The sequence below is a fragment of the Aeromonas sp. HMWF014 genome, assembly GCF_963878295.1.
GTDB classification, from domain to species: Bacteria; Pseudomonadota; Gammaproteobacteria; order Enterobacterales; family Aeromonadaceae; genus Aeromonas; species Aeromonas popoffii.
Window position 1 is genome coordinate 1 of the sequence record NZ_CAWNYS010000333.1, and the last position, 10214, is coordinate 10214.

Below are 10214 nucleotides of genomic sequence, written 5' to 3' on the forward strand. Positions count from 1 at the left end.
TCTCGGCACTCAGGCTCATGGTGACTTCGTGGATGCGCGGGTTGCGGTATTCACCGGTCAGGTAACGCACCGCCTCGCGCACTTCAACCCCGTTACCGGCGCTGGAGGCCAGCACCTGGTTCATGTCGGTCAGCAGGGCCGAGCTACGACAACCGGCACCGTTAGCCACCGCCACTATGCTCTTGGCCAGCTCTTCGGAGGCTTCGAAGGTCGGCATAAAGGCGCCTGAGCCCACTTTCACATCCATCACCAGCGCTTCCAGCCCGGAGGCGAGCTTCTTGGAGAGGATGGAGCCGGTGATCATGGCGATGGATTCGACGGTGGCGGTGATGTCACGTACTGCATAGATACGCTTGTCAGCGGGGGCGAGATCGCCGGTCTGGCCTATGATGGCGACACCGGCCTCTTTCACCACGTTCAGGAAACGATCGTTATCGACCGAGGTCTGGTAGCCGGGGATGGCATCCAGCTTGTCCAGAGTACCGCCGGTATGACCCAGACCACGACCGGAGATCATGGGCACGAAGCCACCGCAGGCGGCGACCATGGGGCCCAGCATCAGGGAAACCACATCCCCCACACCACCGGTGGAGTGCTTGTCAACAATCGGGCCGCCCAGGTTCAGGTGATCCCAGTTCAATACCATGCCGGAGTCACGCATGGCGCAGGTCAGGGCAACCCGCTCATCCATGCTCATGTCTTTGAAGTAAACCGCCATGGCGAGCGCCGCAATCTGGCCCTCGCCGATGGTGTTGTTGGTAATGCCCTGCACGAAGAATTGAATCTCTTGGGTACTGAGCGCTTCACCATTGCGCTTCTTTCGAATAATTTCTTGAGGCAAAAACATCCTTCATTCCCTCCGCCGTTGCTAGCGTCACATAAGCCGTTATCCCTGCCCGCGCACCATATGGCGTGGGCATAACAGGGCAAGCCACGCTCGCCCTCTCATCAACTTATTAGTAACCGCTGGTGTTGGCAGGCTTGTCGCCGTGCCCCAGCGTGGCCAGCAAGCTGGCGAGCAGGCTGGAGGCGCCGAAGCGGAAGGTACGGGCACAGACCCAATCTTTACCGAGGATCTCTTCGGCCATGGCCAGGTACTGATCGGCAACGGCTGCATCCTTCACACCACCAGCCGGCTTAAAGCCGACTTTCGGGTTCTTGGCCTTGATCACTTCCATCATGATGCGGGCCGCTTCCGGGGTTGCGTTGACGGGCACTTTGCCGGTGGAGGTTTTGATGAAATCGGCACCGGCATCGATACAAATTTCGGAAGCGCGACGGATCAGTGCTGCTTCTTTCAGTTCACCGGTCTCGATGATCACTTTCAACAGCACCTTGGTACCACAGGCTTCCTTACATGCTTTGACCAGATCAGAACCGATCTGTTCATTGCCCGCCATGAAGGCACGGTACGGGAACACAACGTCCACTTCATCGGCACCGTAAGCCACGGCGGCGCGGGTCTCGGCCACGGCGATCTCGATGTCGTCGTTGCCATGGGGGAAGTTGGTCACGGTGGCGATGCGCACGTCGGCGGCACCGAGCTCACGCAAGGTCTTGCGAGCGATAGGAATAAAACGGGGGTAGATGCAGACGGCAGCAGTCAGGCCAGCCGGTGACTTGGCCTTGCGGCACAGGTCGATGACCTTCTGATCGGTGTCATCATCGTTCAGAGTGGTCAGGTCCATCAGGTTCAGGGCGCGTTGGGCGGCCAGTTTCAGATCAGTCATTCTATTCTCCAAAGTCTCGATTTAATCCTGATTCCAGGGGCGAGCGCCTGCGTGTCGCAGCGCAACCAGCAAGACACGACTCCCAAGGATACGGGAATGGAATTACAGCGCGCCGCACAGGCAATGTGGCTGTAAATAAGGCAAGAGCCCTGTCACTTTCTTACAAAAGTGCGGACTTGGTTCCATGAAGACTTGAGAAAGGCCGACAACTGATGACCCGACTTCCCAATCAATTCCATTTGACCGCCAACACCCGATTTGATCGGATATTAGTCATTGCCAGCACCCTGCTGGCAATGCCTATTTCAGCCGAGATACCCCGTGTTTGCAAGCCGGATTTGCCAATTTCAGAGGTACCTCACATCTGGCAAATCCGTTACTGGAACGTGCGTTAAGAGAAGAAACGCGTGAGTATCCAGGAGTAAGCTATGCCCCCCAGATAGACTCCTACGATCCCCATCACCCCTGACAGGACGGGGGGGGCCGGGATCGGCAATTTGAGGAAAGAAAACAACAAGCCAACGATAAAGCCGGCCGCTATCGCCAGTAGCACTTCATGCATATAACCTCCGATTTGACTCAATTTTTATTATTAGTTTAGGAAGGAAAACGGTTGTCACCGCCCCAAACGCGAACGCCACAGCATTTCGCTGTGGCGTTCGTCTTTACCTGAATATCAGGCAAACATTACATGGCTGTCAGTGCCAGGAAGAAGCCTGCGATAGTGGCAGACATCAGGTTGGACAGTGACCCCGCCAATACGGCTTTCAGACCAAAGCGAGCAATGGTACCGCGACGATTCGGTGCCATTGAGCCCAGACCACCCAGCAGGATGGCAACAGAGGAGAGGTTGGCAAAACCGCACAGGGCGAAGGAGATGATGGCCTTGGTGTGGTCAGACATGGGCACGCCATTGATCAGCAGCTCATCCTTCAGATAGGGGGCAAAGTTCAGGTAAGCCACGAATTCGTTCACCACCAGCTTCTGGCCGATGAAGGAACCGGCAACCACGGCTTCGCTCCAGGGTACCCCGATCAGGAAGGCCAGCGGGGAGAACAACCAGCCCAGCAGCAGTTCCAGAGAAAGCTCAGGCATGCCGAACCAACCACCCACACCGGAGAAAATACCGTTGATCATGGCGATGAGGCCGATGAACGCCAGCAGCATGGCACCCACGTTCAGGGCCAGTTGCAGGCCGGCGGAGGCACCGGCGGCGGCGGCATCGATCACGTTGGCAGGCTTGTCTTCCAGATCGCCGTCGGCATTGCTTTCGTCATAGTTGGGAGTCTCGGTTTCCGGTACCAGCAACTTGGCGAACAGCAGACCACCCGGGGCAGCCATGAAGGAGGCAGCGATCAGGTATTCCATCTTGACGCCCATGGAGGCGTAACCAGCCAGCACGGAACCGGCAACGGAGGCCAGACCACCACACATGACGGCGAACAGCTCGGAGTCTGTCATCTTGGAGATGTAGGGACGAACCACCAGCGGCGCTTCAGTCTGACCGACGAAGATGTTGGCAGTGGCAGACAGGGACTCGGTACGGGAAGTGCCCAGTACTTTTTGCAGGGCACCGCCCAGCAGCTTGATCACCCACTGCATGATGCCCAGATAATAGAGAACCGCGATCAACGAGGAGAAGAAGATGATGACGGGCAGAACGCGGAAGGCAAAGATAAAGCCGCCGCCACCGAACACTTCAAACATCTTGTTGCTGACCAGGCCACCGAACAGGAAGTCGATGCCACTCTGGCCATAACCGATGACGCTGGAAACGGCATTGGATACACCGACCAGAATATCTCGGCCAACCGGGACGTACAGCACGAATGCACCCAGGCCAGCTTGAATTGCAAAGGCACCGCCTACGGTGCGAATTTTTATTGCTTTGCGATTACTGGAGAACAGCACCGCGATAAGGATGAGCGTTGCCATCCCCACCAGACCCATAATCAAATTCATTATTAACACTTCCTCTTTAGTAGCACCTTCCAGCTTGTTAACAGCTTGTATCTCAACGCCATCAATCAAGGGTGCGCATTATACTAATTACGGTGCGACAAAGTAGAATGCTGGTCACATTTTATGAGCATGAAATACGCTGGAGGTCGCCAAATTAGACCGCAAACGATTTTTAGTCCCCCCGTTTTTTATCATGATGCTATCAAGAGTTAATCAGGTGTTAATTTAAGTGTGCCTGAGCAGAAAAGTGTGCAAAGTGGATTCATGTAACACCGCGACAACATGGCTCAAGGGCTGTTGCCGCAATTCGGCCAAGAGTTGTGCAATCTTAGGCAAGTTGGCGGGGGTATTAGGGAGACCCTGCTGACCCTGTAACGGCATATCGGGCGCATCCGTCTCTAGCAACAGGGCCTCCAGCGGCATGTCGCGGATCGCCTCCCGGGTCTTGTTGGCCCGCTCATAGCTGATGACGCCACCTATTCCAAGCCTGAACCCAAGCTGCCAGAACGCCTGTCCCTGTTGCAGTGAACCGCTGAAGGCGTGAATAACGCCACCCCGGGCCGGTTTGAAACGCCTTAATATTTTTGCGACCGTATCGTTGGCCCGCACCGAGTGGACGATCAGCGGCAACTCATGATCCATGGCCAGCCTGATTTGTGCCTCAAACAACTCGACCTGCCCTTCCTGCGGCACATGGGATCGCAGATCCAGTCCACATTCGCCGACCGCCACCAATCCACGGGGTCTGGCAGCCAATAACGCTTGCAATCGCGTCAGTGCACCCTGGGTCTGGGTGCCCACATACCAGGGGTGAATGCCCAGCCCGTAAGTGATCTCCGGGTACTGCTCCGCCAGCACCATCACGCGAGTCCAGTTTTCCTCTCCCACTGCGGGGATGATATACTCGCCCACCCCCAACTGCCGACACTCTGCCAGCAACGCCGCCCTGTCTGGATCGAAGACGGGAAAATCGAGATGGCAATGGGTGTCGATCAGTTGCATGTCGTCCTCACCTGTTTGTCGTACTTGATGGCTCTACTCAATAATGAAACGCTCGAACCATGGCTTTACCCTGATAGAACTGGTGATGGTTATCATAGTGCTGGGGGTCCTGGCCGTAACGGCAATGCCCCGCTTTATCACTATCAAGGATGATGCCCTCAAGAGCACGGTTGCCGCCACTGCCAGCAGCGTCGCCAGCGCGGTGCAGCTGGCCCATGCTGGCTGGGCGGTCCAGACGCAGGATCAGGCACTCTACAATCTGGGCAGCATGGGTCAACGCAACCTCGACATCAACCGTTATGGCTGGCCCGCTGGCACGGATGAGGATCAGGGCCGCAAGGGGATCAATGAGCCTTACGTCCCAGGTCAGGAAGACTACATCTCGGTCAGCAACCAGGCAGACTGCCGCCTGCTGTTTCAGGGGCTGCTGGACAGCAGCTATACCGTCGCCTCGGTCGATCAGGATCCCGAGATCCAGCTCAGGGCCGACTACCTTTCCAGCGAGCAACCCGGCAACCATATAGATGAAGACGGCGAGCCTCACAGCAACTGCCGCTATACCCTGCGCGACTCCATCGCCCGCTTCCCGGCTTACCCGGATGGGTTGAGCTTCGACTACAACAGCATTAACGGGGCCGTGACACGCCATTTTGATTGAGTGACGAGGCGTCGGGCTCAGGCTCTTGCTGGTCATCTTCGTCATAACGCACCGGCGTGCAGCAACGCCGGTTCTCTGGGGTGAGTCCCCACTCCTGACACCATTCATCGTAGCGAGCCAACCAGCGTAGCAAGATACCTTTCATGTTCCCTTTCCTCTTTCCATCACGCCATCCGATACTCTGCCCCATTCCCTCTCGCCAACCCAGCGAGATCGGGCCAACGGCATCATGGCGCTCCGGACGGCAACAGCAGCCCCATGCTGATCTCGTCGACATAGCCCTCGTCCAGCCGATACGCCTGCCGCCGTAACCCCTCATCCATGAAACCGCACTTGCGGTAGAGTGAATGGGCCACTTCGTTATGCGCCATCACGCCCAGCTCCAGCCGGCTGACACCCAGCTCGCTGGCAGCCGTGATGAGTGTGCGCAGTAACCGCTCACCCCAACCCAGACCGCGCGCACCAGGACGCAACCCCATCACCACCAGTGCACAGTGGCGATTGCGATGCATATTCCCTCCCAGCAGGAGTGCAAAGCCCTGGACCTCACCGGCCAGACTCAGCAGCCACATCCGCTGATTGCGGCTGGCCTGCATGGCAGCCAGACGCTGGCGCTGCCCCTCGATGTCGGATGGTCTCTCCCCCGCTTCATACAGCATGAAGCGGGTCTCCCGATCCAGTTGCTGAAAGAAGTGATCCAGCGCTGCTGCATCCTCCACGCTGGCCAGACGAATCGTCATGCTTACCCTCCCTGTTTGGCTGCCGCGCCGGATCACGGGCATAAAAAAAGACTCCATTTGGAGTCGTTTTTTATCAGAGCCATCTGGCCAATGCAATGGATGGCGGCCTGCAACATCAGACCAGTGACTGCGTCCACGCAGCTGGATAGATCCACTGGCCGCGCCCAGTCCAGCCTTCTGTCAGCCCTTGGCTGGCAGGCTCAGACGGGCAACCGCCTCCACATGCATGGAGTGCGGGAACATGTCCACCGGCTGCACTTCGTCCAGCACGAAGCCCTGCTTGACCAACCAGGCGAGATCGCGGGCCAGGGTCTGCGGGTTGCAGGAAACATAGACCAGACGGCGCGGTGCCATGGCAACCAGCGTCTGCAGCACCGCCTTGTCACAACCCTTGCGGGGCGGATCCAGCACCACCACATCGGCGGTCACGCCCTGAGCGTGCAGCTCGGGCATCAGCTGCTCGGCCTTGCCCACGTGGAATTCGGTATGCTCGATGCCGTTGAGGGCGGCGTTGCGACGGGCATCGCTAATGGCGCTCTCCACCGACTCGATCCCCACCACCTTGGCAGCCTTGCCTGCCAGGAACAGGGAGATGGTGCCGATACCACAATAGATGTCGAATACCGTCTCGTTGCCGGTCAGCTCGGCATACTCGAGGGCGCTGGAGTAAAGCACATCGGTCTGGGTCGGGTTGTTCTGGAAGAAAGAGAGCGGCGAGATCTCGAACTCGAGTTCATGGATCTTGTCGCGGATCACCCCTTCTCCCAGCAGCACCCGGTTGCTCGCGCCCAGAATGCGGTTGGTACGTTCATCGTTGATGTTCTGTACCAGGGTGGTAATGGGCAGATCGCTCAGGGCCGCCAGCAACTCGACTTCGAACGGCAGCGCTTCACCCAGGGTCACCAGCACCACCATCAGCTCGCCACTCTTGAAGCCCTTGCGGGTCATCAGGTTGCGCACGCAGCCGGTGTGGTTCACTTCGTCATAGGCGGCAATGTCGTGCTCGCGCATCCAGTTGCGCACCCGGGCATTGAGCGCCACGTGTAGCGGGTCCTGCACGGCGCAATCGTCCGCCGTGATGAGATCGTGGGAGTGCTTGCGATAGAAGCCAATCTCGGCACCGGCCTCGCAGCCACGCACCGCATATTGCGCCTTGTTGCGATAGGCGAACGGACTCTCCATGCCGAGGATCGGGTTAACCTTGCTGTCACCCAGGCCGACCTGTTCCAGTGCGCTCTGCACCAGTGCCTGCTTGAGCTTGAGCTGGGCCGGGTAGGCCAGCGGGCGCACCTGACAGCCGCCGCACTCTGTGTTGGGGCAAAAATCGGCGACCCGATCGGCGGACGGCTGGAGCAGCTCGGTCACCTTGCCATGCAGATAGTTTGGCTTGACCTCGGTCAGCTCCACCAACGCCTGCTCACCGGGCAGCAGACCTTCGACAAACAGGGGGCGATCGAACAGGCGTCCCTTGCCATCCCCTTTGTCGGTCAGTTCCTGGATCTCGATCTGGTGTTGATGTCCCACTAACGGCATGAGCGGCTCCAAAGGCGTAGAAATAATGATGGGGAAAATGGGGCAAGCCCATTAAGGGTGGCAGAGTTTAGCGGAGATCCTGTCAAATTGCAGGCATAAAAGGTGGAGCAAGGCGCACTCCACTTTTGCAGACATAAAAAAACCGCCGGCATAACCGGCGGCGATCCTGTCAGCAAGTAACCCGACGCTGTTACAGGCTATAGGCTTTTTCACCGTGGGTGGTGACATCCAGCCCTTCGCGCTCTGCATCTTCCTTCACTCGCAGGCCGATGAGCAGATCCACCAGCTTGTAAGCCACGACCGAGACGGCGCCGGACCAGAGGATGGTGATCCCGACCCCGATGGCCTGGATCTTGACCTGGGCCAGGATGGAGTAGCCTTCCGCGACCTGGTTGGTGACATAGTCCCACACTCCGGTGCCGCCCAGATCCGGACTGGCAAAGACGCCGGTCAGCAGGGCACCGAGAATGCCGCATACCCCATGCACGCCAAACACATCCAGGCTATCATCGGCTCCCAGCAGGCGCTTGAGTCCATGAACCCCCCACAAACCGGCCACGCCGCTGATGAGGCCCATCATCAGGCCACCGCCAACCCCGACGAAACCGGCCGCCGGCGTGATCACCACCAGACCGGAGACGGCGCCGGAGGCTGCACCCAGCAGGGAGGGACGACCCTTCATCATCCACTCGGCCAAGGTCCAGGAGAGCGCAGCCGCCGCCGGTGCCACCCAGGTATTGATGAAAGCCAGTGCAGCTATGCCATTGGCTTCCAGCGCGGAACCGGCGTTGAAACCGAACCAACCGAACCAGAGCAGGGAGGCCCCTATCATGGTCATGGTGAGGCTGTGCGGTGTCATGGGATCACGTCCGTAACCCAGACGCTTGCCCACCAGATAAGCCCCCACCAGACCCGCCACGGCGGCGTTGATGTGCACCACAGTGCCGCCCGCAAAATCCAGTGCACCATGCTGGAACAGATACCCGGCCGTCGCTGTCGCGGTTGCGGCCGCCTCGGCCGTGGTATAGGCATCCGGACCCGCCCAATACCACACCATGTGGGCCAGTGGTATGTAGGCGAAGGTGAACCAGATTACCGAGAACAGCAGCACGGCGGCAAACTTGATACGTTCGGCGAAGGCGCCCACTATCAGACCGCAGGTGATGGCCGCAAAAGCCCCCTGGAACACCACGTAGATGAACTCGCTGATACCGACCCCCTTGCTGAAGGTCGCTGCAATGGAGTCTGGCGTAACCCCCTTGAGCAGCACCTTGCTAAAGGATCCGTAGACACTGTTGCCCTCGGTAAAAGCCAGCGAATAACCATAGAGGATCCACAGCACGCTGATGAGTGAGAACAAGGTGAACACCTGCATCAACACGCTCAGCATGTTCTTGCTGCGCACCAGGCCGCCATAGAACAGGGCCAGTCCCGGAATGGACATCAGGATCACCAGTGCCGCCGACAGCAGCATCCAGCTATTATCCCCCTTGTTGATGGTCACTCCGGCAGCGACTGGCACCGCAGCCAGCACGATGTCGGCCGACGCGGCCACCACCTCTTCAGCCCAACTGGGGGCGGCCAGCAAGGCGGCAAGCGCCAACAAACCTGTCATCACGAGTCTTTTGAGCATACAGCCATCTCCTTCCCTGTCGTCCCGGCACCTGTCCGGGCTCATTTCCTGATATGAACATCGAATCCGACAATCCCCACAAACTCACACTCAACACACACACTTGCCACAGCCCTGGTCATGCTTCCTTCATCGGGCAGCGTCATGGCGACATGATTGCTTTAAAGCATAAAACAGGCCAACTCACTAAATTGATTTAAATCAACACCTTAATGTCACACAGGCGGGCCAGCGCACCAAGTTGGAGCATAAGGCTCGCTAACCTGAGCAAGCGCGCACTTCTGCTGTGCAGCGCAACCAGCACGCACCGAAATAGAGCAGATCATAGGCCGGGATGACCGCTGAGCGGCGACTGACACACAGCCAAATGCGGCCCATCAAGCCTACACGCGATGAGGATTACCCAAGCAAAAGGGATACAGAAAAACAAAAGGCCGCCTGCAGGGCGGCCTTAAGCCATTGAAATATAAATAGTACCAGGGTCTCTATCGAAACGAGAAATGACAAAACTGATTTCAAAGGGAAACGTTAGATGTGGATTTTACTTACTACCCGCACCAGTGACGCTGGCTTCAGTACCTTCGCATCAGAGTGGGTATCTCCAGCCCCAAGGGGCCGCTACTCCCGGGGCGTTCTTACAGAGGAACCGAAGGTATTGAGTTTGTTTATCGCGCCCACATACGCCATCACGGCTCCAATCTGACCATTATATTTTGCAGGCTGGTAAAGCAACTCATTAGCCCAAAGCTGAGCATGAGACATTACAACGCGCATGTGGGGAGGAGCCCCATGAACAAGATGACATGCCTGGGTATGCTCGTTTGGTAACAGGTCGGTTCAGTGAGGAAAACGGCCTGTGTGCTGGCCGCTTTACCCTCGGAATTGTTCAGCAAGGCTTTGTGGCGGTTGTGTATCACATAGCCCTTTGTTTTGTGAGGCGTGGCATAGTGTCACCC

10 protein-coding genes are annotated in these 10214 nt (G+C 57.8%); 1 reads left to right on the plus strand and 9 read right to left on the minus strand.

What is annotated here, in order from left to right:
* The 5 genes from AAC083_RS14060 to AAC083_RS14080 all read right to left on the minus strand — a co-directional run.
* Positions 1–847: thymidine phosphorylase (locus tag AAC083_RS14060; RefSeq protein ID WP_108536928.1), on the minus strand; the 847-nt coding region annotated here is incomplete at its 3' end.
* Positions 848–956: 109 nt separating this feature from the next.
* Complete coding sequence (deoC, locus tag AAC083_RS14065; protein ID WP_042036196.1) at positions 957–1730, minus strand: deoxyribose-phosphate aldolase; 774 nt, start codon at positions 1728–1730, stop codon at positions 957–959.
* Positions 1731–2121: 391 nt separating this feature from the next.
* Positions 2122–2292, minus strand: coding sequence for a XapX domain-containing protein (locus AAC083_RS14070; protein ID WP_108536929.1), 171 nt, complete (start codon positions 2290–2292; stop codon positions 2122–2124).
* Positions 2293–2417: 125 nt separating this feature from the next.
* The gene (locus AAC083_RS14075) at positions 2418–3692 is read right to left on the minus strand and encodes a NupC/NupG family nucleoside CNT transporter (RefSeq protein ID WP_042036199.1); all 1275 of its coding nucleotides are present in this window, start codon (positions 3690–3692) and stop codon (positions 2418–2420) included.
* 225 nt (positions 3693–3917) lie between these two features.
* Positions 3918–4694 (minus strand): TatD family hydrolase, encoded by a 777-nt coding sequence (locus AAC083_RS14080; RefSeq protein ID WP_108536930.1) that lies wholly within the window; start codon positions 4692–4694, stop codon positions 3918–3920.
* A gap of 40 nt (positions 4695–4734) precedes the next feature.
* Here AAC083_RS14080 and tppF point away from each other — a divergent pair, with 40 nt between their 5' ends.
* The gene (tppF, locus tag AAC083_RS14085) at positions 4735–5352 is read left to right on the plus strand and encodes a type IVa pilus pseudopilin TppF (protein ID WP_108536931.1); all 618 of its coding nucleotides are present in this window, start codon (positions 4735–4737) and stop codon (positions 5350–5352) included.
* On the opposite strand, the gene AAC083_RS14090 is transcribed toward tppF, so the two are convergent.
* The 4 genes from AAC083_RS14090 to amt all read right to left on the minus strand — a co-directional run bounded on the left by AAC083_RS14090 (position 5321) and on the right by amt (position 9258).
* Positions 5321–5497 (minus strand): DUF5363 family protein, encoded by a 177-nt coding sequence (locus AAC083_RS14090; RefSeq protein ID WP_181364755.1) that lies wholly within the window; start codon positions 5495–5497, stop codon positions 5321–5323. The two genes, tppF and AAC083_RS14090, sit on opposite strands and share 32 nt — an antisense overlap.
* Positions 5498–5579: 82 nt before the next feature.
* Complete coding sequence (locus AAC083_RS14095) at positions 5580–6134, minus strand: GNAT family N-acetyltransferase (protein WP_108536932.1); 555 nt, start codon at positions 6132–6134, stop codon at positions 5580–5582.
* 138 nt (positions 6135–6272) lie between these two features.
* The gene (gene rlmD, locus AAC083_RS14100) at positions 6273–7625 is read right to left on the minus strand and encodes a 23S rRNA (uracil(1939)-C(5))-methyltransferase RlmD (protein WP_108536933.1); all 1353 of its coding nucleotides are present in this window, start codon (positions 7623–7625) and stop codon (positions 6273–6275) included.
* 190 nt (positions 7626–7815) lie between these two features.
* Positions 7816–9258, minus strand: coding sequence for an ammonium transporter (amt, locus tag AAC083_RS14105; protein ID WP_108536934.1), 1443 nt, complete (start codon positions 9256–9258; stop codon positions 7816–7818).
* Positions 9259–10214: the final 956 nt, after the last annotated feature.